Source organism: Mycobacterium sp. (assembly GCF_040509115.1).
In the GTDB taxonomy this organism is placed as follows: Bacteria; Actinomycetota; Actinomycetes; order Mycobacteriales; family Mycobacteriaceae; genus Mycobacterium.
Window position 1 is genome coordinate 1 of sequence record NZ_JBEVLO010000228.1, and the last position, 23,689, is coordinate 23,689.

The following is a 23,689-nucleotide window of genomic DNA, read 5'->3' on the forward strand; positions in this document are numbered from 1 at the left end:
CCCGTCGTCCGCGGCGGGCGTATTGGCCGCACCTGGCGTGGACTCCCGGTCCTGAGCCGAGCCCGCACCGGGAGCCCCGCCGCCTGCGGCGCCCGTGACCGACGAGGGGTCGGCATTCGCGGCCCCCGCCTTCTCCGTCGACGAACTCGCCGAGTCACCAGAACCCTCCGACGGATCCGCGTAGGCGATGCCAGGCATCGTCGCCACGGCGACCCCAACGCCCAGCGTGACCGCCAATGCTCCGACGCGACCGACGTACTTCGCGTAACCCATGAGAGTCCTCTCGTTCACCCGCAGTGGGCCGCGGACAGCCTTCATGGCAACTTCCCGTGAATTCACTGTGGCGCAAATTACGCCCGTCTGGGACACCCGTTGGGGGAATCGATGAACTCGATCGTCAGCCGGTGTGGGCTGCCGCCGCGTCGGCAAACGGACCGCCCGCCAAGAACGCCAGCCGGGCGAAGCGCTCCCCGACCATCCGATGGGTGTCCGCATCGGGGTGGAGGTTGTCCGGCAGCGGATGCTCGGCGGAGTCGGCGGGCCCGTAGAGGTCGTGACCGTCGAGGTAGTAAAGGTGCGGGTCGTCCGCCATCCGCGACGACACCAGCTCGGCGAGCCGCTCGCGGATCACCGTCAGTGTCAGGCTGCCGCGAGCCGCACCATCGGGGTCGCCGGTCGCCACGAAGCGCACCACGCCGGCAGCCAGGCCTGCGACGTCGAAAGTGCCTGGGCCGGGGGTGTTCTCGTGGATGGGGCAGTACAGCGGTCCAACGACGAGCAGTGGCACCGAGGGGTGCCCGTCGCGGATCGTATCCAGAAAGCCGTGGACGGCGGGCCCGAAGGCGCGCAGTCGCATGACGTCGGCGTTGACGAGGTTGATGCCGATCTTGACGCTGATTACGTCTGCTGGGGTATCGCGCATGGCGCGGGCGGTGAACGGGTCGAGCATCGCGCTGCCCGCCAAACCGAGGTTGATCAGTTCGACGCCACCGAGCGAGGCTGCCAGAGCGGGCCAGGTGGCACTCGGGCTGGGGGCGTTGGAGCCCTGGCTGATCGAGCTTCCGTGGTGCAGCCAGACCCGGCGTTGCCCTGCAAGCGCAGGGCTGATCGGCGCGTCGCTGCGTAGGGCGACGAGCTCGACGCGCTCGTAATGCGGCAGCCAGATCTCGACCTCCTTGTCGCGGGCGGGCAGGTCGGTGAACCGCACGACCCCCACCGAGCCACGTTCGACGTCGGTTCGCCCCGAGGCAAGATCGGCGCGCACCACGTCGCCGTTGGTGGTCGTCGCCTGCCCGACGAGCGTGCCGTCGACGAGGAGATCCACGGTGCCGTCGGGACGATCGGGAATGCCCACCAGCACCATTCGGGTTCGCAGCAGGTCGAGCTCGATCACGGTCGAGCGGGTGCGAAACGCGAGCCGTACGCCGGACGGCTGCGCCTCGACGGTGGTGAGCTGGGGATCGGTGCACTGCGCGCGGGCGCGGGCAGGCAACCGGTGCGGCAGCCATCCGCGGTCGGTCCGCTCGAGCTCGGCCAGTCCACGGAGGAGGTCGGCGTCGATGGGGTGAGTCCTCATCGCGCCTGAGTTCGTCGCCGAGAAGTCTCGTTCGATTGGCGTATCGGTCACGGCCGCTTGTCTACCCGTCGCTCGTCGCGCCGAATCGAAGGCCGTCGACGAAGACGGTGACCATGCGCTGGTTGTAGTCCTGGCCCTCGCCGGGCGTTGGTAGGCACAGGAGGGCGACGGCGTACAGCAGGTCCTTGGCACTCACGTCACTCCGGATTTCACCACGGGCCGACGCGGCGTCGAGCAGTGCTGCGAGGGCTGGACCGAGCCGTTGGAGGAAATGGTCGACCAGCGCATCGAAGGCCGGGCCGCCCTTGTGCAGGGCCGCCGCGAGACCGTCCTTGGTCGCCAGCAGTTCGGTATATCTGGATATCCATCTCGAAAGCGCTTCCACTGGTTCGTGTTCGGCGCTCATCAGCGGTCCGGCGTCGGCGCAGGCGTCGATCTCGTGCTCGAGTACCGCCTTGACCAGATCGGAACGCTGCGGGAAGTGGCGATACAGCGTCCCGACCCCCACGCCGGCTAGGTCGGTGATCTGCTTCGCAGGCGCGTCGACGCCGGACGTGGCGAAGACGGCCTTCGCGGCCTCCAGGAGCGAGTCGGTGTTGCGTTGGGCGTCGACTCGACGCCGGCGCGGCGCACGCGCTGTCGGGCGCGAGTCGTCGTTCGTCGTCATCCCGCTCCGATCCTTCGCTCATTCACGGCAACAGCCTTCCACATTCCGTTGCTTTCCGGAAAGCTTTTCCGTATCGTGATCCGGAATAGCTTTCCGTTTCAGTTCGGGACGCGCGCACCCTCAGGAGGACCAATGCAGTACCGCACTCTCGGACGGACCGGCATCAAGGTCAGTCCCTACGCCCTGGGCGCGATGCTGCTCGGCTCCCCCGTCGGCAACCCCGACCACGACGACTCGATCCGAATCATCCACCGCGCACTGGACAGTGGGATCAACGTCATCGACACGGCAGATGCCTACTCGGTGCCTCCCCAGGGCGCCTCCGAGATGGTCGTGGGGAAGGCCATCAAGGGGCGGCGCGACGCCGTCGTCCTCGCCACCAAGTTCAGCCGCCCGATGAGCACGGACCCCAACCAGCAGGGCGCGTCGCGGCGCTGGATCACGACCGCGGTCGAGGATTCGCTGCGGCGCCTACAGACCGACTACATCGACCTCTATCAAGTCCACCGGCCGGACCCCGACACCGACGTCGAGGAGACGCTGTCGGCGCTGTCGGATCTGATCCGCAGCGGCAAGGTCCGCGCGATCGGATCGTCCACCACCCCGGCCTCGGACATCGTCGACGCCCAATGGGTGGCGGAGCGAAGGGGTTTGGCACGCTTCCGCACCGAGCAACCGCCGTATTCGATGCTCACGCGAGGCATCGAGGCCGAGGTCCTGCCACTCACGCAACGCTTCGGGATGGGTGTTCTGGCGTGGGGCCCGCTCGGGCAGGGGATGCTCACCGGGCGCATCCGCAAGGGCAAGCAGACCGATCTGGTGCGGGCGAACTTCTTCAAGGTGTTCAGTGACGAGCGCCGACTCGACGCCGTCGAACGTCTGGTGGCCCTCGCCGACGACGTCGGTGTGCCGATGCCCCATCTCGCGATGGGGTTCGTCACCGCGCACCCGGGGGTGAGCACCGCGCTGATCGGACCTCGGAGCATGGCGCAACTCGACGATCTCGTCGCCGGCTTCGACCTGACGCTCACCGACGAGATCCTCGACCGGATCGACGAGATAGTCCCGCCGGGGACTGACGTCGGAACCCTCGATCAAGCCTACGTCCCTGCCGCCCTTCGGGATTCGGGCCTCCGCCGACGGCGCATCGCCTGAGCGCTCGTCGGGGTCGCTCTGGCCGCGGGGTCCGCTCTTGGCAGAGCTCTTGTCGCACGCCTTCTGCAAAACGTCGATCTCGCTGTTGACAGCGTCGACCCCGCTCGAAAGGGTGTCGAGGTGAGCCACCTCGAAGTCGTGATCACCGGGCTGCTCCTGGCCATCGCCGCGCTGGGTGCCTTGGCGTGTCGACTGTCGGTGCCCTACCCGATCATGTTGGTGATCGGCGGAGCCATCTTCGGGTTCATCCCCGGACTGCCCGAGATCGGACTCGAACCCGACCTCGTCCTGGCGTTGTTCCTGCCGCCGCTGCTGTACAAATCGTCGATCTACGCGAACTTCGGTGACTTCCGGGCGAATCTGCGCGGTCTGACGCTCAGCACCATCGTTCTGGTGCTTGCCACGATGACGGTCGTCGCGTGCACCGCACACCTGCTGATTCCCGGCATGTCATGGCAGGCGGCCTTCGTGCTTGGGGCGATCGTGTCGCCGACCGATCCCGTGGCGGCGGCGACGATCATGCGTCGACTCGACGCCCCCCGCCGACTGGTCAGTGCCGTCGAGGGCGAGGGCCTGTTCAACGACGGCACCGCACTGGTGGCCTACCGGGTCGCGCTGGCCGCGACGGTGGCGGGCGGATTCTCCCTCGCCGAGGCCGGTCTACGCTTTCTGCTCGGCGCGATTGGCGGCGTGGCCATCGGCCTCGCGGTCGGATGGTTGTCGGCGTGGGTCCGCAAGCGCATCTCCGACGTCCAGATCAGCGTCACCATCTCCCTGCTCACCGGGTACGCGGCGTTCCTTCCCGCCGAGGCCGTCGGCGCCTCGGCGGTGCTGGCCGTCGTGGCCGCCGGAATCTACATGGCCATTCGGAGTCCCGAGGTGCTCGACGCCCGGCCACGTCTTCAGGGCTACTTCGTGTGGGACATCGTCGACTTCCTCATCAACGCAATACTCTTCACGCTCGTCGGACTCCAGCTACGCGCGATCATCGGCGGGCTTAACGAGTACGGCTTGGGGACGCTGACGGTGTACGGGCTCGCGGTGACCGGCGCCGTCGTCGGCATTCGGATCCTGTGGTTCTTCTCCGTCCCGTACGTCATCCGACTCGTCGACCGCCGACCGGAGCAGCGGCAGCGGCGTGTCAGCGCATCTGCGCGCCTCATCATGGCGTGGAGCGGGATGAGGGGCGCCGTGTCCCTCGCCGTCGCCCTGGCACTTCCCATGTCCATCGCGGACGGATCTGACTTCCCCCACCGCGACCTGATCCTGTTTCTCACGTTCGCGGTCATCTTCGTCACGCTGGTGATGCAGGGACTCACGCTCCCGACGCTGATCCGTCGGCTCGGTGTCGGCGACGAGGAACCCGAAGGCGACGAGGAGATCCGCGCCCGAATGATGGCTTCCAAGGCCGCGATTGCGCAGATCGATGCGCTAGACGGCGAGGACTGGACCCGAGAGGACACTGTCCAGCGCATGCGTGGGTTGTACGAATACCGTGCGCAACGCTTCGCCGCCCAGCTCGGCAAGATCGAGGACGACGGCTACGAGGACCGCTCTCGCGCGTACGAGCAGATGGTGCTCCTCGTCCTGCAAGCCCAACGAGATGCGCTGGTGCGGATGCGCCGCGAGGGGAAGCTCTCGAACGAGGCGCTGAACCGGATCCTGCGCGAACTGGATCTCGAGGAATCCCGATTCGAGATCTAGCCACCGAAGGGGAGGACGGCCGAGGGCCGCCCTCCCCACTCGAAAAGCGCTACCGGCCGACCGGTTCGGCGACTCGCCTCGTCGCAAGCATCGACGCGTAGCCGGATTCCTCGAGGTCTCGGCAGTAGTTCTGGTAGACCTGCCCGCCACCCATGTAGACCAGGAACGCCTCCGGCTTGCCGGGTACGTTCTCGCCGAGGAACCAGGCCTTGGCCTTCTTGCCCTCGGTGTACATCACGGTGGCCTTCCCCGTGCGCTCGGTCTCCAACGCCCACCACTCCTCGGACTCCGGGGTGGCCTCGAAGACGTCGACGTCGTGGTCCCGCGCCCACCGCAGCGCCCGCTGCAGCCATTGGGCGCCGAGTTGGATCGGCACCACCAGATTCGAGTACGGCGTCTGCGGCCCAAGCGACATGAAGAAGTTCGGGAAGCCGTGAACGCCGATCCCAAGGTTGGACCGCAAGCCGTCCCTGGCCCACCTGTCGCGCAACGTGATTCCCTCCCGACCGATGATGTCGATGTTGGTCAGTGTGCCCGTCATCGCGTCGAATCCGGTGGCGAAGATCAACACGTCCAACTCGTAATCGGTGTCGCCGACCCGAACCCCGGTCGGGGTGATCGCGGTGATGGGATCAGCCGCGGTGTCGACCAGCTTCACGTGATCCAGGTTGAAGGCGTCGTAGTAGCCGTGCCCGGTCGGGACGCGCTTGCCGTTGAACGAGTACGTCTTCGGGCAGAGCAACTCCGCGGTCTCCTCGTCCTTGACGATCTCGCGAATCTTGGAGCGGATGAACTCCGAGGCCAGCTCGCTGGACTCGTGGTTGACCGCCAGGTCGTTGAAGCACTCGTTGGCGAAGTGGAATCCACCCTCGTTCCACTTGCTCTCGAAGATGGCGCGACGCTGCTCCGGCGACACCTCCAGTGCGCTGAACTCCGCGGGTTCCATCGCGACGCCGAACGGGTGGTTGGCCGCCTTCTCGTAGATCGCGTCGTAGTTGTCCCGCAGCCACTGCATGTCCTCGGGGGTCACCGCGTCGTTGGTGGTCTCGACGATGAAGTTCGGGGTGCGCTGGAAGACGACGAATTCATCCACCTGCGGGGCGATCTCGGGCACGATCTGGATTCCCGAGGCACCCAACCCGATCAGTCCGACGCGCTTGCCCGCAAGGTCGACGCCGTCGCGCGGCCAGTACGCGGTGTGGTACTTCTCGCCGGCGAAGGTGTCGATGCCGGGGATGTCCGGGTAGATCGCCTGCGACAGCACTCCCATCCCGCTGATGAGGTACTTGGCCACCAGCGGGGCACCCTCGTCGAGTTGGACCGTCCAGGTGTTGGTGTCCTCGTCGTAGCGCGCGGACTGCACCCGGGTATTCAGTCGGATGTCACGACGCAGGTCGAGGCGGTCGGCGACGAAATTGAGGTACGCCAACACTTCCCGACCCGCCGGGTAGCGCTGGGACCACGACCATTCCTCGCGCACCTCCTTCGAGAACGAGAAGGAGTAGTAACTGTATTCGCTGTCGGTCCGCACCCCGGGATAGCGGTTGGCCAGCCAGGTGCCGCCGACTCCGTCCTGGGCGTCGAGAACGACCGTGTCCAGGCCGATTTCGCGGAGATGATGCAGGATGGCCAGGCCGGAGAAGCCCGCGCCGATCACGATGGCGTCGTGCGTCTCGGTCGGGGCGAGCGAGGCGAATGCGGAATGTGTGGTCATGTGCGTTGTCCTTTGGGCTCAGGCGGATGCGGGTTGGGCAGCGTATTGGTGGGCACCGGCGGTACGGCGGGCGTGATACCAGTCGGCCATCGCGGCGATGGATGAGTCGGCGGCGGCAAGATGTCCTGCCTGCAGGGGGAAGACGTGCTGTTGCCCGACGGCGACGTCGAGCGTGACGTCCACTCCGGCCTCTTGGGCGAGGGCGTGCAGCCGGGTGGCATCGGAGAAGAGCGACTCGACGTCGGCGGCGGTGACGTACAGCGGTGGGAAGCCGGTGAAGTCGGCGTGTAGCGGGTTCACCAGTGGATCGGTGGGGTCGGCGCCGCCAGAGAGGTATCGATCGATGTTGCCCTGCAGGCCCTCTCGGGTGATGAGGAAGTCGGTGGCATCGTTGGACACCAACGTCTCTCCCGCGTTCTCCATGTCCAGCCACGGCGAGACGGTGATGACCAACCCGGGGCGACGCGAACCATCGCGCTGCATCCGAAGGGTGGTGGCGATGGCGATGTTGGCGCCCGCGCTGTCACCGACGAAGGTGACGTCGGCAGCATCGACGCCGTCGCGCACCAGGGCGTCGAACACCGCCGTCGCGTCGTCGAGCTGCGCGGGGTATGGGTGCTCGGGCGCCCGCCGGAAGTCGGCAACGAACCCGACCGCACCGCAGGCCCGTGCCACGTGGCCGGCCAACTTCCGATGGCTCGCCGAGGAACCGAGCGCGAAGCCGCCGCCGTGGAGGAACACCAACACCTGGCTGGTGTCGGCTGCGAGCGGGGTCACCAGAATGCCTGGTACCCCACCGATCTCGGTCGACTTGTAGGTGACGTCCTCCGGCTCGGCGGTGGCGCGCTGCCAATCCTCGAACACCCAGCGCATCAACCGCAGGGACATCTCGGGGTTGGCGATGAACTCCTCGGTCCACTCGGCGTAGATGGCGCCAAGCGGATCGGTCGGCTCGTGGGTAGTCATGGGCCTCTCCTAGATCTCCGCGGCTGTGACCTGCCGCACTGAAGTCAGTCTGTGGTTGCCCCGCACACCCGCCGGAGAGGTGTCGCAAATTGACGCACCCCTGTCTCACCGTGATGCACGTCACTGCGACAGCGGGTGCCGGCGACAGGCTTCTTGCACCGGTTCCCTCCGTTTCCCAACCAAGGAAGAGACTCCGATGAATCGTCTGAACGACAAGATCGCCCTGGTCACTGGCTCCTGCCGCGGTATCGGGCATGCCATCGCCGAGGCATTCGCCCGCGAGGGCGCCACCACCATCGCCACCGGCCGGTCCAAGACCGACGAGTCGTTCGGTCCACGGTCCGCTGGCATCGACTACCGGCAACTCGACGTGTCTCAGGAAGAGGACTGGGCGACGGTGATCGCCGACGTGATCGACCGCTACGGCCGCATCGACGTCCTCGCCAACAACGCGGGCATCATCGCCTACCAGTCACTGCACGAGCTGAGCGTGTCGGAGTGGGAGCGCGTCATCGCCACCAACCAGACGGGTACGTGGCTGGGCATGCGTGCGGTGATCCCGCACATGGTCGGCCAGCGCAGCGGCTCGATCATCAACGTGTCGTCGATCTGGGGCAACGCCGCGGTGGCGGGTGCACACGCCTATCACGCCACCAAGGGCGCGGTGCGCAACATGTCCAAGAGCGCGGCCATCAGCTATGCGGCCGACAACGTGCGCGTGAACTCCGTGCACCCGGGCTTCATCAAGACCCCGCTGACCGATGCCCAGGAAGTGGAGATCAACGACTTCGTCGTCTCGCAGACGCCCATGGGCCGCGCGGGCAGACCGGAGGAGATCGCCAACGGCGTGGTGTTCCTCGCGTCGGACGAAGCCAGCTTCGTGACCGGCTCGGAGCTGGTGATCGACGGCGGATACCTGGCGCAGTAATCGTCGGCTGTGCGTTGAGGGCGCAAGAGTGCGAGTGCCCACCGCCCTCACCGCACACTCGGCTAGAGGTTGTAGGTCTTGAGCTTTCGGTGGATCGTCGCGCGCGAGACACCGAGCAGCTCGGCCGCCTTGGAGCGATTGCCGCCCGCGTCCTGCAGCGCCCGGCGGATGGTCTCCATTTCGGTTCGCTCGATCATCGACCAGGACCGGTGGGCCCGCAGCGAGTCGGGCAGCTGATCGAGCTGCACGACGCCACGGGTGCCCGCGGCCACCTGCTGTTCGACGAGCGTGCGCAGTTCGGCGAGGTTGCCCGCCCATCCCCCGGCTTCCAGCGCCCGCCGGGCATCCTCGCTGAGCGTCAATCGAAGCCCCGGAGAGCGTTGCGCGACAAACGAATTCCACAGCGCCGGAAGGTCGCCTGCCCGCTCCCGCAGCGGCGGCACCCAGACCATGGCGACGCCAAGCCGAGTCGCGACGGCCTCGGCGTCCGAGTGCGTGGCCGCGGTGACGGTCAGTAGCACCGAGCCCCGGCCCGCGTTCGCATCGATCAGGGACCGCAGTGTGGCCAGCGCCCGTGGATCCAGGTGCTCGACGCCGCGGACGACGACGCGTGCCGAAGTGGCGATGGCGTCGGCCAGCTGTTGCAGCCACACCTGGTCGCCGACGATCTGGCGCTGTGCGGTGTGGACCACCGTGACGTCGGCCCGTACCGCACCGGGACGGTAGGGGCTGCCCAGCGCCAGAGAGGTCTTGCCGCTGCCGGGTTCGCCCGCGACGAGCAGTGCGGTGCGTGCGGAGATGTGCCTGCTGACGTGGTGGGCGGCGGTCAGCCATGACTTCGTCTGGCCCACCAGGGCGTCGACCGGTGCCCTGCCATGACCGACCGACAACCGGGGGGCCGGGCTCAGGGCGGCTACCACTCCGGCCCCGCCGTCGAGGGCCGTGACATCGACGGCCGTTGTCCCGATGGACAGTTCGGCAGTCAGGCGGGCGTCGTGGCGGATTCCGGCACACAGATGCCCGATCAGGTCGACGTCGGTCTGCGTCAGCTCGCCTGCGCGTCGGCTGCGCATCGTCAGCCCGTCGGGGCCGAATGAGACGACGGGACCATCGTGGCGGGCAGAGGCGTCCAGGAACGCCGCCAGCATGGCCCGGGCTCCGGGTTGCGCCACGTCGAGCACGTGCTGTTGAAGTTGGGCGGCGAGCGAATTCGTCAGGGGGAGCAGCAATCCGCTGCGTTCGTCGATCTTGGTCGACATCGTCACAGCAGCCAGGAGCTTGCCGGTGATGGGGTGCCAGACGGGCGCCCCCGTGCACATCGCGTTGTGGTGGACGTAGACGTCGGCGAAGTGTTCGGCGCCCTTGATCAGCACGCTCTTTCCCGAGGCGAGCGCGGTACCCACCCCGTTGGTGCCGACCGCGTCCTCGGCGAGCACCGCGCCGCGCACGGTTCCCAGCCGGTCCAGTTGGTTCATCGCCGACGCGTCCAATGACCACCGCTGCACGATGCGCCCCTGCGCGTCGGCCAGCAGCAACCCCATCCCGGAGCCGGCCAGGTCCTCGGCAGCGCGGGCCATCGGCGCCTGGAACATCTCCAACAGATGGTTGTCGATCAGATCCTCGTCGACGCGGGGTACGTCGCGGACGTTGCTGGACGTCCCGAGCGCACTCTTGGACCGCAACCACGATTCGAGGAGGTCCGGCGGTACCGCCTGACCTGCGTCCGAGTCGGTGAGGAACTGGGCGCGCAACTCCTCGATCCGCGCTTCGTTGGGCGGTGTGGACACGAACGACTCCTTGCGTCACGCCTTCGGGATCTAGACCCCAATTGCGATCTGGATCACAGATCGTACCGCAGTTGGCACAGGTCACCGGCCTGCTCCGACTGACCCGATCCTCCGGCTCGAGGCCAAGGTCGGCACTCACTGTCTCAAAAAGACTCACTCGTATTCGGCGTCACATTTGCGCCTTAGCGTGATTTCAGACCGCGGCGGCAGGGCCCCGCAGGCCGAGCGACAACCATTGCAATCGAAGACGAGGAACCCATGACGACGACACTGGTCGGACCTTCCGACACCACCATCGACGCGACCGTCGGCACCGCCGTCGTGCATGGCAGGACGGTTCCTGCGGGGTTGTTCATCGCAGGCCGATGGCGAAGCGCCGATTCGACGTTCGCCGTGCTGGACCCAGCCACCGGGGCCGAGATCGCGACGATGGCCGACGGCACCGCGGACGACGCGATCGACGCCCTCGACGCAGCCGCGGGCGCGCAGACCGCCTGGCGCCACGTCGCGCCACGCGACCGCGCCGAGATGTTCGGCCACGCGCACCGGCTGCTGCTGTCGCGGGCCGAGGAGTTCGCCGACGTGATGACCGCCGAGAGCGGCAAGCCGCTGGCCGAGTCACGCGCGGAGTTCGCGCTCTCGGCCGAGTTCTTCCTCTGGTACACCGAGCAGATCGCCCATCTGCACGGCACCTGGGCACCGGCATCGCACGGTGGATATCGCGTGATCACCACCCACCAGCCCGTCGGCCCCGCTCTGCTGATCACCCCGTGGAACTTCCCGATGCTGATGATCGCCCGCAAGGCGGGTGCGGCACTGGCCGCGGGATGTCCCGTGATCGTCAAGTCCGCCAAGGAAACTCCGCTGACATGCGCGCTGTTCGTCGAAACCCTCCGCGAGGCCGGGTTTCCCGACGGCGTGGTGAACCTCATCCACACCACCTCGTCGGCGGAGGTGTCGGCGGCGCTGATGGCCGACGACCGACTGCGCAAGGTCAGCTTCACCGGATCCACGGGGGTGGGTGCCACCCTGCTGGAGCAGGCCGCCCCCGGCATCATCAATGCGTCGATGGAACTCGGCGGCGACGGCCCGTTCATCGTCCTCGACGACGCGGACGTCGAGCTGGCGGCCCAGCAGGCCGTGGTGTGCAAGTTCCGCAACGCGGGCCAGGCTTGCGTGGCGGCCAACCGGATCATCGTGCACAGTGCCGTGGCCGAAGAGTTCACCACCCGGTTCGTCGAACTGACCAAGGAGTTGACGGTCGGCAACGGCTTCGACGCCGGCGTCGACGTCGGACCGATCATCTCGGCCCGCCAGCGCGACACCGTCGTGGACCTGGTCGATACGCTGCGCGCGACGGGTGCGGAGCTGTTGACCGGCGGCTCGCCACATCCCGGCGACGGCTACTTCTTCGAGCCCACGGTGTTTCGCGTGCCCGGCCGACCCGATGAGCTGTGCAGCCGTGAGCTGTTCGCTCCCGTGGCCACCATCTACGAAGTGGCGTCGACGGCCGAGGCCGTCGCCTTCGCCAACGACACGAAGTACGGGCTCGCCGCCTACGTGTTCACCAGGGATCTGTCGCGCGCGGTCGCGGTCGGCGAGCGGCTGGACTTCGGCATGGTCGGCGTCAACCGCGGCATCATGGCCGACCCCGCCGCGGCGTTCGGCGGCGTCAAGGCCTCCGGCCTCGGTCGCGAGGGTGGGCACGACGCGATCTACGACTACCTCGAATCGAAGTACCTCGCCGTCACCGTCAACGAGGAAGAAGGCCTGGCATGACCAGCATCATGTCCGCACCGGCGCCGCTGCGCACCACCAACGACCTCGGGGTCGGGCTGCTGCGCCAGCCGGCGATGGTGCTGTTCGGTGCAGGACAGCGCCAACAGCTTCCGCGAGTGGTCTCCACCATCGCGCGGCGGGTCCTGATGGTGACCGATGCGCGGATGGCCGCCAGCCCTGAGTTCGGGAAGCTCGTCGAAGGGGTTGTACAGCAGGGCGTTTCCGTATCGGTGTACGACGGCACCGAACCCGACCTGCCGCGCCGCAACGTCGTCGACATCGTCGAGCGGTTCGGCAATGCCTCGTTGGAGGCCATCGTCGGCATCGGCGGCGGGTCGTGCATGGACCTGGCGAAGGTGGCATCGGTGGTGCTGACCCATGGCGGCGACGTCCGCGACTACTACGGCCAGTTCCTTGTGCCAGGACCGGGCGTCCCGGTGATCACCGTCCCGACCACCGGCGGCACCGGCGCCGAAGTCACCTGCATCTCCGTCGTCTTCGACGAGGAGAAGGGGATGAAGGTGGGGGTGGCGAGTCCGCATCTGGAGGCCTACGCCGCGATCATCGATCCCGAGCTGACGCTGACGTGCCCACCCGGGCTGACCGCCGCGTCGGGGGCAGATGCCTTGTCACATCTCATCGAATCGTTCACCGGACGTGCCAAGAACCCGGGACCCGAGCAGCTGGCCACCACGCTGTATGCGGGCAAGAACGTCCTGGCCGACGTGTACGCCCGGACCGGTCTTGCCCTGCTCAACACCTCGCTGCCCGCGGTGGCCGTCGACCCGGGTGACCTCAAGGGCCGGTCCGACACTCTCTTCGGCGCCTACTGCGCGGGGATGGCGATCAACACCGCGGGGACTGCGGGGGCGCACGCCATCCAGTCGCCGATCGGCGGGCTCACCCATACCCCGCATGGATTCGGCATCAGCGCGCTGCTGCCGTACGTGATGCGCTACAACCTGCCGACCCGCATTCCGGAGTTCGCCGAGATCGGCCGCATCCTCGGAGTGGCCGTGGCGTCGGAGCCGCAGGAGCGTCAGGCCAGATCAGCGATCGTTCGGATCGAGGCGATCCTGGAAACCCTTGGGGCGCCTCTGGATTTGCGCACGCTGGGCCTGAATCCGACTGACTTCGAGTTCGTCGCCAAGCAGGCCATGCTGGCGACCCGGTTGACGGACAACAACCCGCGTGAGCTGACCGCTGACTCGGTGATGGCCATCCTGCAGCGCGGCTACGACGGCGATCGGAGCTGGTGGCAATCGTGAGCACCCCGTCCATTGCGGTGCTCGGTGCGGGGTCCATCGGGGTATCCTTCGCCATCCTGTTCGCCTGCAACGGTTTCGACGTCGCGGTGTACGACCCGATCGCCGAGGCACTCCCCCGCGCGGCCGACGACCTACGCGAGCGGTTGAAGCAGTTGCACGACGGTCATGCCCTCGACACCGATCCCGTCGAGGTCGAGTCCCGGGTGCGCCTCACCTCCGAGCTGGCGTCCGCGGTCGCCGGCGCCAACTTCGTGCAGGAGTGCGCTCCCGAGCGGGTCGAGCTCAAACGGACACTGCTGCGCCAGGCCGCCGCCCTGACTGGGAGTGAGGTGCCGCTGGCCAGCTCGAGCTCGGCGATCGTCGCGAGCCGGATCGCTCACGGGCTCGACCAAGAGGTGGCGGAACGGATCCTGGTGGGCCATCCGGGAAATCCCCCGTATCTGCTACCCGTCATCGAGGTGGTGCCGTCACCGTCGACCGTCGAAGTCGTTGTGCAACAGACTATCCAGCTCTACCGAGCGGCCGGTCTGCGGCCGGTGCTGGTGCGCCGCGAGGTCGAGGGGTTCCTGTTCAACCGGCTGCAGGGTGCATTGCTGCGGGAGGCGTACTGCCTGGTGCGTGACGGAGTGGCGAGCGTCGACGACGTCGACGAGGTGGTGCGCAGCGGCCTCGGGCTCCGCTGGAGCTTCATCGGTCCGTTCGAGACCGCCGACCTCAATACCCGCGGTGGCATCGAGTCGCACGCCGCGAAGATGGGCCCGGCCTACGAGCGGATGGGTGCCGAACGCGGACAGCACGACCCGTGGACGCCCGAACTCGTCGCCGACGTGACGGCGCAGCGCCGCGCCCTGCTCGATCTCGACGACTGGGACGAGCGCGTGCGGTGGCGCGATCGCCAGCTCATCGCGTTGCAGTCGGCGCGTTCAGCCGGCGCGTTGACGGCCAGTCGAGACGCGCAACGGGTGTAGCGAGCGGCACGGGGGCGCCCAGCGGGGGCCTCCAGCTCTCGTCGAACGAGCAGTGGTGGAACACCACGAGAGCGATGTCGTCCACCCCGGTGGGACGCTCGGGAAAGCTGAAATGGCCGAACGCGTTTCCCGTACCGTCGATGTGCCGCTGGACCTGCAGGGACCCGTCGTCACCAAGTCAGGCTGACGAGTTTGCGGCCTGCGGCGCGTCGATTTGCCAGCGTCACGTGGCCCTGGCGAAGTCAAAATTGGCTGTGCGCAACGCTCTTGACGGACGCCGCGCGCCGCGCCACAGTTCTTTCAACGCGCCGAACTGCCCCAATTCTAGGATCCGATCACGGTGCCTGGCCGGCCGACCGCCGCGTTGAAAGGTAGGCCACGGCAGCCATGAAGCGCACCACGGATCTTGCTCAGTACGAGAACATCCTGCCCTACGCCAGCGAGATCTTCGGCGTGTACCAGCCCATGCTCGGCTGGCGCGCAAGACGCATGGCGCGCCGATGGGAGCGGGGCTTCTCGGTCGATCAAACCCGCGCCCTGGAGTCATTGCGCCGAAAGTTCAAGGGGCGATTCGAGATCAAACTCGACGAGCGCCAGTCGCTGGCGGGCATCGGCAAGGTGGAACCGGCAACGCTGACCGCGTCGGAGACCCGCTCCGGCGGCAGCTTCGTCATGGAGAGCATCGCCAAGTCACTTCCCCCGCACGAGGAATACGACCCGTCGATCTGGGACAGGGTGATTCAAGCCCCGCAGATCCAGGAGACTCTCGACAAGGTGGTCGTCCCGGAGACCCTGAAGTGGCAGAAGAACGCGCTGACCCGCGATACCGGCAGGCGACCGGCCGTCATCACCGACATGGTCGCCGATCAGTTGAACCGCGAGTCGTCGCTCGCGGGACTGGTCATGCACCTCAAGGACAACCAGCAGTTCGACGAGCTTGAGAAGCTCTTCTATCGACCCGACCTGAGCCTCTCGCGACTGCTGGCGCTCCTGAAGTACCGCGATCCGCTGGAGTACCTGGATCCGTTCAAGGACCTCGACCGGGTGAGCCTGTCACCGCTGGGTATCGTCCACCTCTTCCGGCAGTACTTCTTCGAGTTCGACACATTCCTCGGGTCTCCGGTCGGTCACGTCTGGATGAGCCCGGGCGCGACGGTGGAACTGGTCGAGGTCAGTACCCGCAAGACGCTGGTCGAACGGACTACGGAAAGCGAGATCGAGACCGTCGTCAAGGCGGAGAAATCGACGACCGAGCAGGATGAGCTATCCGACGCGGTCAAGGAGGACAACAAGTCCGACACCAAGTTCGGGGTCAACACCACCGCGAATCAAAGCTGGATCGGCGGCAGTGCAAGCGCATCGGCGAGCATCGACATCGGCAAGACGCAGAGCAAGGCCAGGGAGGCCACTCACAAGCGGATGCGGGAGCAGACCGAGAAGCTGTCCACGGAGATCCGCAAGAACTACCGGACGACGTTCCGCACCGTCACCGAGACCACCGACACGTCGAGTCGCCGATACGTTCTCAGCAACACCACCGACGAGCTCATCAACTACGAGCTCCGGAGGAAGATGCGCCAAGTCGGTGTCCAGGTTCAGGACATCGGAACCTACCTCTGCTGGCAGACCTACGTCGACGACCCCGGCCGCCAGCTCGGCATCGCCAAACTCGTCCACCTGGCCAAGGGACCGGAAGTGGGCAGCATCCCTCCGCCGGAGGCGATCCCCATGCCGACGCCGATCGTGACCGAGCACCCGATCGACATCCCCTTCGTCCCCATGACCGAGGACACCATCCCCGAGGACGACATGGACGAGGCGTACGAGGACGGCCAGGAACGCAACACCGACCCCAACGAGGGCACCCCGGAGAAGATCCAGGACGACTTCCACGGCCTCATCGCCGTGTGCGACCAGCCCAACTATGAGTTCGCCGTGGACGGCGACGTCGAGAACGGCATCATCGCGTTCGACTACGGCGGCAACGACATCGACGTCTCGGTCGGCAACGTCGTCGAGGACTCGCCAGGCAAGATCTCGTTCTCGATCCACCTCGAGCACGTCAACTTCCGCAACGTATCGCCGCTGCGCGTCATCGCCAAAGTCACCTGGCATCCGACGGAGGCCGTGCGCAACGACGTCAACGCCAAGAACACCGCGGCCACCGAGAAGTTCAACGAGCAGACCCGGCACGAGTACGAGAAGGCGTTCGTCGAAGCTGCCCGCGACCGGATCAACAAGGCCAGCAACATCGAGCCGCGGCAGTTCGAGATCCTCCGCGAGGAGGAGCGGATCGTCGTGTACCGCAGCCTCATTCAGGAGATGCTCACCAAGGACCTCCCCATGCCGGACGACCGTACCCGCCACGTCGTCGCCGAGCTGCTCAACACCATCTTCGACGTCGACAAGATGCTGTACTTCGTCGCGCCGGAATGGTGGCGACCGCGCCTGCACCACAGCCACCAGGCCCTCGGCGGGATGCGCACGCCATCCGACGTCGGACCCATCTCGTCGACGACGGCGGTCAGCCACACCGTCTTCGGCGAGCTGAAGTCCGAGGCCATGAAGGCCGTCGTCACCAAGGTCCCCGCCGCCAGCAAGAAGCCTCAAATCGCGCCGATGGACACGGTGACGTCGGGCGGTGCCGACAACAGGGTCGACAACTACTACATCACCGAGGAATCGCGGCCTGCCAAGCTGGGAGCGTCGCTCGGGTGGCTGCTGCAGCTCGACGGGGACGACTTGCGCAACTCGTTTCTCAACGCGCCGTGGGTGAAGGCGGTCATCCCGATCCGACCGGGGCGGGAACGCGCCGCGATGAACTGGCTGCAGCGTCTCCACGTCGAGGGCACCGACGGTCTCGATGATCGCTACGTGGCGCCGCCGGACGAGCTCGACGACATCCCGCACGCCGGACAGTTCGTCACGGTGCGCGACGCGATCAACCACCTCTGTGACGTCGTGGCCGCGAAGCACGCCGAATCCCTGAAGGTGAACCGCTACCCCGCCGACGAGATCAACGACGACAACCGAGTCTCGGCAACCCCCGTCGACAAGGTCTACGAGCACGGGTTCTACCCACTGCAGGGCGGGTTCCGCGCGGAGCCGGGCACCGAGGACTTCGCGGTGTTCGATCAATGGGTCGAGGTACTGCCCACCGACCAGGTCGTTCCGGTGGAGGTGGCTTACGACCCCAAGACCGGACGGCAGCTTTGAGCGGCGGCTGGTTCCTGCCCCCCGGAAGTCCCGGCTCGCCGGACGAGTGGTGCTTTCAGACGGTCCCGACCGCGGAGATCCGCGTTTACGTCTCTCGGGACGCCTACTACGACCGGCTCGCCGGGGTCATCTCGCAGGCCAAGGATGGCGACGACATCGTCTTGATCGGCTGGTCCTTCAGCCTCGACATGATCTTCACCCAGAAGTTCGGCGGCCTCCCTCAGGTCCACAGCTTCCTTGAGGCCGCGCGCGGGCGCAAGGCCCGGGTGCGTCTGCTCGCCATTCCGCAGAACGACGGGCCCGCGGAAGTTGCTGGAGCGCAAGGACACAACATCGATGCGCTGGTCGACGACCAGCTCATCAGCGGATGCTCGCACCACCAGAAGGCGGTGTTCGTGAAACTGGCGTCGGGCTCGCACCTGTTCGTCGGGGGCATCGACGTCACATTCGGCCGACGGGGGTGGTTCGACGTTCAAGCCGAAATCCTCGGTCTAGGAGCAGATCTTGGACGCAAGACCCTGGAGGAGCGCTGGGAATCGGTGAAACCACCCCTCGGTGGTCTGAGCGCGACACAGCAGACACTGCCGCCCTCGTCGGGCGACGCCCACGAGGTGCAGTTCGTCCGCACCTATCCGCCGTTCCCCTCGGACCTGACCAACTGGAAGCGTAGGTACGCCAAGGACGGTGAGCACACTTACTACTCGCTGCTGTCGCGGGCGATCGGCAACGCCAAGAAGTCGATCTATCTGGAAGAGCAGTTCTTCCAGGCCATGGGTCCTGCCCCGAAGCGAAACAACCCCGCAGGCGGATCCCTCCCAAGGCTGCGTTCCGACCTGCCCGACGTTCCCGACACGATGGAGCGACAGCTGGCCGACGCCATCGGCCGTGGGGTGAAGGTCGTCGTCGTCTCGGCGGTCAACAAGGGGGCGATGCGCCCTCCCGATCCCGCCGCGCGTGACACCCTGGTCAAGATCCTGAAGAGTTCGATGAATCCGCCGGTACTGCTCCAAACCGTAGCGAGGGCGCAGCCCATCCTCGACGACAGGGGCGCCGTCGTCGACACGATCTTCAACAACTTCGTTCATTCGAAGACGTGGATCTTCGACGACGAGTTCGTCGTCATCGGCTCTGGCAACCTCTGGGCCGCGTCCCTGGTCAGCGTGACGACGCCGTCGGAATCCGAGTTTGGCGTCGCGTTCACCAGCAAGGTCGACGGGACCTCGCTCGGATTTCCCAAGGCCAGCTTCGGGCGCGCCCTGAGGATCATGATGTGGGAGCGACTGCGGCGGGATCTCGACCCCAATTACGTCTTTCCGCGCGATGTTTCGAAGACGTTCTCGGACGAGGCCACCGAGTTGCAAGCCCCCATCAAGGGCGTCAACCCCTTCGTGCCGATGTGACGCGGCCGTGATCGTCGCCCGCCACCACCTGCTGCAGCACCTCGAGGACCCGCTCGACGGCGGGCGAGGACGCCTCGGCGAGCCATCCGACCGCCAGGTCGACGCCGAGCGAGGGCGGGCTCAGGGCAAGGTAGCGCACCCCGGCGATGTCGAGTGCGGCGGTCGGCTCGGGAACGATCGCGACGCCAAGCCCCGCAGCGACCAGTGTCACCAGGGTGGACGTCTCCTGCACCTCGTGCCGGATCCGGGGGGCGAAGCCCGCGTCGGCGCATACTGCCGCCAGCACGCCGCTCATCACCGAGCTACCCTGCCCAGCATGGGCGATGAAGTCCTCTTCGCGTAAGTCCTTGACGCGCAGCCCATCCCGGCTCGCGAGCCGATGGCCCTCGGGTACGACGGCGATCAGCCGATCCCGCCGCAGGGTCACCGTGCTGATCCCCTCCTGTTGGACGGGCGGGCGGAGCAGCGCGAGGTGGATCTCCCCCGCGAGGAGCGCGGCGATCTGTGCAGGCGCCAGCATCTCCCCGCGCACGCTCACGTCGACGTACGGCAGCTCCTGCCGCAGGGCCCGGACCAGCCGTGGCAGCACCGAGTACGTCGCGGACCCGACGCAGCCGATCGCCAGGTGACCCTCCCGACCGGAGGCGACCCGCTGCGCCTGCTGACCGGCGTCGTCGACGGAGTCGAGGATCGCCGTGACGCGGGTGAGGTAGGCGCGGCCTGCCTCGGTGAGTTCCACCCGGCGCGTACTCCTGGTGAACAATTCGACGTCGAGCTCGCGTTCGAGCTGCCGGATCTGCTGCGACAGCGGCGGCTGGGCCATGTGCAGGCGCTCCGCTGCCCTACCGAAGTGGAGCTCCTCGGCGACAGCGCGGAAGTACCGAAGATGACGGAGCTCCAAGATTAGGACTCACCACCTCTCAATCGGCCCAATATAAGTATTTCAGAATATCGACTGCTGCTTCTATCGTCGAGACATGTCCGATGTCGTGATCTGCAGTCCGTTGCGTACGCCGGTGGGCCGGATGGGCGGTGCTCTCGCCTCCCTGACCGCCGCCGAGCTGGCCACTCACGTGTTGAAGACACTCGTCGAACGCACCGGACTCGGTGAGGGTGATGTCGACGACGTGATCCTCGGCAACGGTTACGCCAACGGTGAGGCCCCGGCGATCGGTCGCATCGCGGCGCTGGACGCGGGGCTCGGCACCGGGGTTCCCGGCCTGCAGATCGACCGCCGCTGCGGTTCGGGCCTGCAGGCCGTGCTGTACGCCGCAGGCCAGGTCGCCACCGGTGCCGCCAGCGTCGTGGTGGCAGGCGGCGCCGAGTCGATGTCCAACGTCGAGCACTACGCCCTCGGACTTCGTACCGGCGTGCGGCAGGGCGGGATCGCGCTGCTCGACCGACTCGACCGGGCCCGTGAAACGGCAGGCGGTACCAGCCATCCGATCGACGGCGGCATGATCGAGACCGCCGAGAACCTGCGCCGCGAATATGACATCACCCGCGAAGAGCAGGACGAACTCGCGTTGCGCTCGCACCACCGCGCGGCAGCCGCCCACGACGCCGGACGCTTCGCCGACGAGCTCGTCACCGTCTCGGTGCCGGGCAAGCGGGGCAAGCCAGACCTTCTGGTCGATCGCGACGAGCACCCACGCGCCGACCTCACGGCTGAGAAACTCGCCGGCCTCCGCCCCATCCGCGTCAAGACCGACGCCGAGTCCACCGTCACGGCGGGCAATGCCTCCGGCCAGAACGACGGCGCCGCGATGTGCGTCGTCACCACCCGCGAGAATGCCGAGAAGCGCGGTCTGACACCGCTGCTGGCCTTGCGATCCTGGGCGGTCACGGGTTGCCGACCCGAGATCATGGGCATCGGACCCGTCGGCGCCACCGCGGCAGCCCTGGAACGCGCCGGACTCACCCTCGACGACCTCGACCTGATCGAAGTCAACGAGGCGTTCGCCGCGCAGGTGCTCGCCGTGCTCGCCGAGTGGAAGGTCGACCCGCTCGACGAACGCCTGAACCCGAACGGATCCGGGATCTCACTGGGCCATCCGATCGGCGCCACCGGTGCCCGCATCCTCGCGACCGCCGCGTACGAGGCGCAGCGGCGGCGGGCCCGCTTCGTCCTGGAAACCATGTGCATCGGCGGCGGCCAAGGTCTGGCCGCCGTGTTCGAGGCCATCCACTGAAATATTGGGAGACGTGACGTGACACTGAACAAACTGGCCGACTCCGCGGCTGCGGCGGTCGCCGACATCCCCAGCGGAGCGAGTCTGGCGGTCGGCGGATTCGGCCTGGCAGGCATTCCGTGGTTCCTGATCGACGCGCTGGTGGCCCAGGGCGCCGACGATCTCACCATCGTGTCCAACAACTGTGGCGTCGACGGCGCCGGGCTCGGGTTGCTGCTCGAAGCCGGGCGCATCGGCCGGGTGATTGCCTCCTACGTCGGCGAGAACAAGGAGTTCGGCAGGCAGTACCTCGCGGGCGAACTCACCGTCGAGCTCACCCCGCAGGGCACGCTCGCGGAGCGACTTCGAGCCGGCGGCAGCGGGATTGGTGCGTTCTACACGCCCACCGGCGTCGGCACATTCGTCGCCGAGGGCGGTTTGCCGTGGCGCTACCACCCCGACGGCACCATCGCTCTCTCGTCGCCGCCCAAGGAGGTTCGCACGTTCGGCGGCCGCGAAATGGTGCTCGAAGAGGCCATCGTCACCGATTACGCCCTGATCAGGGCGGACGTGGTGGACAAGGCAGGCAACTGCCGCTTCCACGCGGCCGCACGCAACTTCAACCCCCCTGCCGCCATGTCGGGCCGGGTCACGATCGTCGAGGCAGAGCGGGTCGTCGAGGTCGGCGAGCTGCACCCCGACGAGATTCACCTACCCGGGATCTTCGTCCAGAAGATCCTCGAATTATCCCCAGAACAGGCCTCCCGCAAGGACATCGAGAAGCGGACGACGCGAGCGCGGCCGAGCCAAGGAATGGAGTCGAACCGATGAGCTGGACCCGGGACCAGATGGCAGCCAGGGCCGCCCTGGAGTTGCGCGACGGCGACTACGTCAACCTCGGCATCGGCCTGCCCACGTTGATTCCGGATCACCTCCCGGCCGATTCCGACGTCACGCTGCACGCCGAAAACGGCATCCTCGGCGTCGGTCCGTTCCCCTACGACGACGAGGTGGATCCCGATCTCATCAACGCCGGCAAGCAGACCGTGTCGACGGTTCCCGGTGCGTCGTTCTTCGACTCCGCAACGAGTTTCGCGATGATCCGCGGCGGCCACGTCGACGTCGCCGTGCTTGGCGGCATGCAGGTCGCCATGAACGGCGACCTCGCCAACTGGATGGTGCCCGGCGCGATGGTCAAGGGCATCGGCGGCGCCATGGATCTGGTCAACGGCGCGGGCCGGGTGATCGTGCTCATGGACCACGTCACCAAGTCCGGCGGTGCCAAACTGCTCGCCGAGTGCGATCTTCCGCTGACCGGTCGCGCGGTGGTCAGCAGGATCATCACCGACCTCGCCGTGCTCGACGTCGCGGGCACGGGATTCGACCTCGTCGAGCTGGCACCCGGCGTCGAACTGGACGAACTCATCGCCAAGACGTCTGCGCCGGTTCGTGATCGGCGTTCCGTCAGCCCGGCAGTCGGCGTCGCCTAGCGAGGTGCCGGGCTTAGCCCGGGTCGACCTCCACGACGTCGGCATCGGCATCGACGGTGGTGTCGCGCATCATCTCGCGGGCTCGCGACTCCGCTGGGCGGCGCCGCCGTGCGCCCCGAGCATGCTCATCATGGCGTCGATGGTCTCGGCGATTCGCGGCAGCTGGTCTGCACCCGCACGTGACAGTACCTGCAGACCGTTGAGCACCGTCGCCAGCAGCGTCGCCGTCCGATCGACGTCCACGCCGGCGGCCAGATCACCCTCCGCGCGGGCCCGTTTCAGTGCGCTGCCGAACACGCGCTCCATGCGCTGGCGGTTGCGCTCCAGCTTGTCTACGACGTCGGCGTCGCCGTCACCGTGCTCGACGGTCGCGTTCACCGAGAAGCATCCCGGCGGCATCCCCTGCCCTGGCAGGGCTGCGGCGGACTCCAACAGCGCACGAACCGCGTCGAACCCGGACTTTGCGCGTTCAGAAACGACTTCGGGCGCGTCGCCAGCACCGCCGGACAGGTAGCGGTCCAACGCAGCGAGGTACAGAACACGCTTGGACCCGAAGGTGCCGTACAGGCTGGCGCGGGCAATCCCGAGTTCCTTGACGAGGTCCTCGGTCGACGTGCGGGCGTAACCGTTGCGCCAGAACAGCCGCATGGCGGCGTCGAGCGCCACCGCCGGGTCGAACTCCTTGGTCCTAGCCATCGCACCCCTTCGCACATCTTCGCCACGATTCTAGATTGATCAGTCTCGAATTGGTAGCGTGCGAGGCATGCCCCCATCGTCGAATCATCCGTACGCGGAGCAGGACACCGTCGAGAGCCACCACCTCGGGCTGGACGCCGACGGAGTTCTGACCACCACCCGCGCCGTCCGCAAACGTCTCGACCTCGACCGGCCCGTGCCGCG

Annotated in this window: 18 protein-coding genes and 1 pseudogene; 11 read left to right on the forward strand and 8 right to left on the reverse strand. The window is 67.1% G+C overall.

The genetic code is table 11. The features are described from left to right. From ABW137_RS15740 to ABW137_RS15750, 3 genes and pseudogenes are all read right to left on the reverse strand, one after another. Positions 1-318, reverse strand: a pseudogene (locus tag ABW137_RS15740) (hypothetical protein); the annotation flags it as partial. A 79-nt stretch (positions 319-397) separates the two neighbouring features. Continuing rightward, on the reverse strand, positions 398-1,576 hold the full coding sequence (locus tag ABW137_RS15745) for an SGNH/GDSL hydrolase family protein (protein WP_526401571.1): 1,179 nt from the start codon (positions 1,574-1,576) through the stop codon (positions 398-400). A 61-nt stretch (positions 1,577-1,637) separates the two neighbouring features. Continuing rightward, positions 1,638-2,243 carry a TetR/AcrR family transcriptional regulator gene (locus ABW137_RS15750; RefSeq protein ID WP_526401537.1) on the reverse strand — a complete coding sequence of 202 codons (606 nt, stop codon included), beginning with the start codon at positions 2,241-2,243 and terminating at the stop codon, positions 1,638-1,640. Between the two features lie 132 nt (positions 2,244-2,375). Here ABW137_RS15750 and ABW137_RS15755 point away from each other — a divergent pair, with 132 nt between their 5' ends. Next, positions 2,376-3,398 carry an aldo/keto reductase gene (locus ABW137_RS15755; protein ID WP_526401539.1) on the forward strand — a complete coding sequence of 341 codons (1,023 nt, stop codon included), beginning with the start codon at positions 2,376-2,378 and terminating at the stop codon, positions 3,396-3,398. Positions 3,399-3,518: 120 nt separating this feature from the next. Beyond that, positions 3,519-5,102 (forward strand): Na+/H+ antiporter, encoded by a 1,584-nt coding sequence (locus ABW137_RS15760; protein ID WP_526401541.1) that lies wholly within the window; start codon positions 3,519-3,521, stop codon positions 5,100-5,102. A gap of 49 nt (positions 5,103-5,151) precedes the next feature. Here ABW137_RS15760 and ABW137_RS15765 read toward each other — a convergent pair whose 3' ends face one another. Next, positions 5,152-6,816: a flavin-containing monooxygenase gene (locus ABW137_RS15765; protein ID WP_526401543.1), complete on the reverse strand. Its 1,665-nt coding sequence runs from the start codon at positions 6,814-6,816 to the stop codon at positions 5,152-5,154. An 18-nt stretch (positions 6,817-6,834) separates the two neighbouring features. Next, positions 6,835-7,782, reverse strand: a complete 948-nt coding sequence (locus ABW137_RS15770) for an alpha/beta hydrolase (protein WP_526401545.1) — start codon at positions 7,780-7,782, stop codon at positions 6,835-6,837. Between the two features lie 196 nt (positions 7,783-7,978). Here ABW137_RS15770 and ABW137_RS15775 point away from each other — a divergent pair, with 196 nt between their 5' ends. Then, on the forward strand, positions 7,979-8,710 hold the full coding sequence (locus tag ABW137_RS15775; RefSeq protein WP_526401547.1) for an SDR family NAD(P)-dependent oxidoreductase: 732 nt from the start codon (positions 7,979-7,981) through the stop codon (positions 8,708-8,710). A 62-nt stretch (positions 8,711-8,772) separates the two neighbouring features. Here the strand turns inward: ABW137_RS15775 and ABW137_RS15780 are convergent, their stop codons facing one another. Continuing rightward, positions 8,773-10,497 (reverse strand): sigma-54-dependent Fis family transcriptional regulator, encoded by a 1,725-nt coding sequence (locus ABW137_RS15780; protein ID WP_526401549.1) that lies wholly within the window; start codon positions 10,495-10,497, stop codon positions 8,773-8,775. A gap of 258 nt (positions 10,498-10,755) precedes the next feature. Between ABW137_RS15780 and ABW137_RS15785 the strand changes: the two genes are divergently transcribed. From ABW137_RS15785 to ABW137_RS15805, 5 genes are all read left to right on the forward strand, one after another. Beyond that, the gene (locus ABW137_RS15785; RefSeq protein WP_526401551.1) at positions 10,756-12,276 is read left to right on the forward strand and encodes an NAD-dependent succinate-semialdehyde dehydrogenase; all 1,521 of its coding nucleotides are present in this window, start codon (positions 10,756-10,758) and stop codon (positions 12,274-12,276) included. Further along, the gene (locus tag ABW137_RS15790; protein WP_526401553.1) at positions 12,273-13,544 is read left to right on the forward strand and encodes an iron-containing alcohol dehydrogenase; all 1,272 of its coding nucleotides are present in this window, start codon (positions 12,273-12,275) and stop codon (positions 13,542-13,544) included. Before ABW137_RS15785 ends, ABW137_RS15790 begins: the two co-directional genes overlap by 4 nt. Continuing rightward, complete coding sequence (locus tag ABW137_RS15795; RefSeq protein WP_526401555.1) at positions 13,541-14,512, forward strand: 3-hydroxyacyl-CoA dehydrogenase; 972 nt, start codon at positions 13,541-13,543, stop codon at positions 14,510-14,512. Before ABW137_RS15790 ends, ABW137_RS15795 begins: the two co-directional genes overlap by 4 nt. A gap of 387 nt (positions 14,513-14,899) precedes the next feature. Next, complete coding sequence (locus ABW137_RS15800) at positions 14,900-17,728, forward strand: hypothetical protein (protein ID WP_526401557.1); 2,829 nt, start codon at positions 14,900-14,902, stop codon at positions 17,726-17,728. Then, entirely contained in the window at positions 17,725-19,128 is a 1,404-nt protein-coding gene (locus ABW137_RS15805; RefSeq protein ID WP_526401559.1) for a phospholipase D-like domain-containing protein, read from the forward strand. The genes ABW137_RS15800 and ABW137_RS15805 overlap by 4 nt, the downstream gene beginning before the upstream one ends. On the opposite strand, the gene ABW137_RS15810 is transcribed toward ABW137_RS15805, so the two are convergent. Then, positions 19,106-20,029: a LysR family substrate-binding domain-containing protein gene (locus ABW137_RS15810; RefSeq protein ID WP_526401561.1), complete on the reverse strand. Its 924-nt coding sequence runs from the start codon at positions 20,027-20,029 to the stop codon at positions 19,106-19,108. The genes ABW137_RS15805 and ABW137_RS15810 overlap by 23 nt on opposite strands. Before the next feature lie 76 nt (positions 20,030-20,105). On the opposite strand from ABW137_RS15810, the gene ABW137_RS15815 reads away from it, so the two are divergent. From ABW137_RS15815 to ABW137_RS15825, 3 genes are read left to right on the forward strand one after another with little or no spacing between them, the layout of a single operon-like run. Beyond that, complete coding sequence (locus ABW137_RS15815) at positions 20,106-21,320, forward strand: thiolase family protein (protein WP_526401563.1); 1,215 nt, start codon at positions 20,106-20,108, stop codon at positions 21,318-21,320. A gap of 18 nt (positions 21,321-21,338) precedes the next feature. Then, positions 21,339-22,130, forward strand: a complete 792-nt coding sequence (locus ABW137_RS15820) for a CoA transferase subunit A (RefSeq protein WP_526401565.1) — start codon at positions 21,339-21,341, stop codon at positions 22,128-22,130. Next, a complete protein-coding gene (locus ABW137_RS15825; RefSeq protein WP_526401567.1) occupies positions 22,127-22,789 on the forward strand; it encodes a 3-oxoacid CoA-transferase subunit B in 663 nt (220 codons plus the stop codon). Before ABW137_RS15820 ends, ABW137_RS15825 begins: the two co-directional genes overlap by 4 nt. 69 nt (positions 22,790-22,858) lie before the next feature. Here the strand turns inward: ABW137_RS15825 and ABW137_RS15830 are convergent, their stop codons facing one another. Further along, complete coding sequence (locus ABW137_RS15830; protein ID WP_526401569.1) at positions 22,859-23,485, reverse strand: TetR/AcrR family transcriptional regulator; 627 nt, start codon at positions 23,483-23,485, stop codon at positions 22,859-22,861. Positions 23,486-23,689 lie beyond the last annotated feature (204 nt).

Excerpts from the sequence above, each read along its gene's own strand:
- ABW137_RS15800 (WP_526401557.1), top strand. The coding sequence starts at position 14,900 with ATGAAGCGCACCACGGATCTTGCTCAGTACGAGAACATCCTGCCCTAC.
- ABW137_RS15790 (WP_526401553.1), top strand. The coding sequence starts at position 12,273 with ATGACCAGCATCATGTCCGCACCGGCGCCGCTGCGCACCACCAACGAC.
- ABW137_RS15750 (WP_526401537.1), bottom strand. The coding sequence starts at position 2,243 with ATGACGACGAACGACGACTCGCGCCCGACAGCGCGTGCGCCGCGCCGG.
- ABW137_RS15755 (WP_526401539.1), top strand. The coding sequence starts at position 2,376 with ATGCAGTACCGCACTCTCGGACGGACCGGCATCAAGGTCAGTCCCTAC.
- ABW137_RS15775 (WP_526401547.1), top strand. The coding sequence starts at position 7,979 with ATGAATCGTCTGAACGACAAGATCGCCCTGGTCACTGGCTCCTGCCGC.
- ABW137_RS15765 (WP_526401543.1), bottom strand. The coding sequence starts at position 6,816 with ATGACCACACATTCCGCATTCGCCTCGCTCGCCCCGACCGAGACGCAC.
- ABW137_RS15825 (WP_526401567.1), top strand. The coding sequence starts at position 22,127 with ATGAGCTGGACCCGGGACCAGATGGCAGCCAGGGCCGCCCTGGAGTTG.
- ABW137_RS15785 (WP_526401551.1), top strand. The coding sequence starts at position 10,756 with ATGACGACGACACTGGTCGGACCTTCCGACACCACCATCGACGCGACC.
- ABW137_RS15815 (WP_526401563.1), top strand. The coding sequence starts at position 20,106 with ATGTCCGATGTCGTGATCTGCAGTCCGTTGCGTACGCCGGTGGGCCGG.
- ABW137_RS15770 (WP_526401545.1), bottom strand. The coding sequence starts at position 7,782 with ATGACTACCCACGAGCCGACCGATCCGCTTGGCGCCATCTACGCCGAG.
- ABW137_RS15745 (WP_526401571.1), bottom strand. The coding sequence starts at position 1,576 with ATGAGGACTCACCCCATCGACGCCGACCTCCTCCGTGGACTGGCCGAG.
- ABW137_RS15830 (WP_526401569.1), bottom strand. The coding sequence starts at position 23,485 with ATGGCTAGGACCAAGGAGTTCGACCCGGCGGTGGCGCTCGACGCCGCC.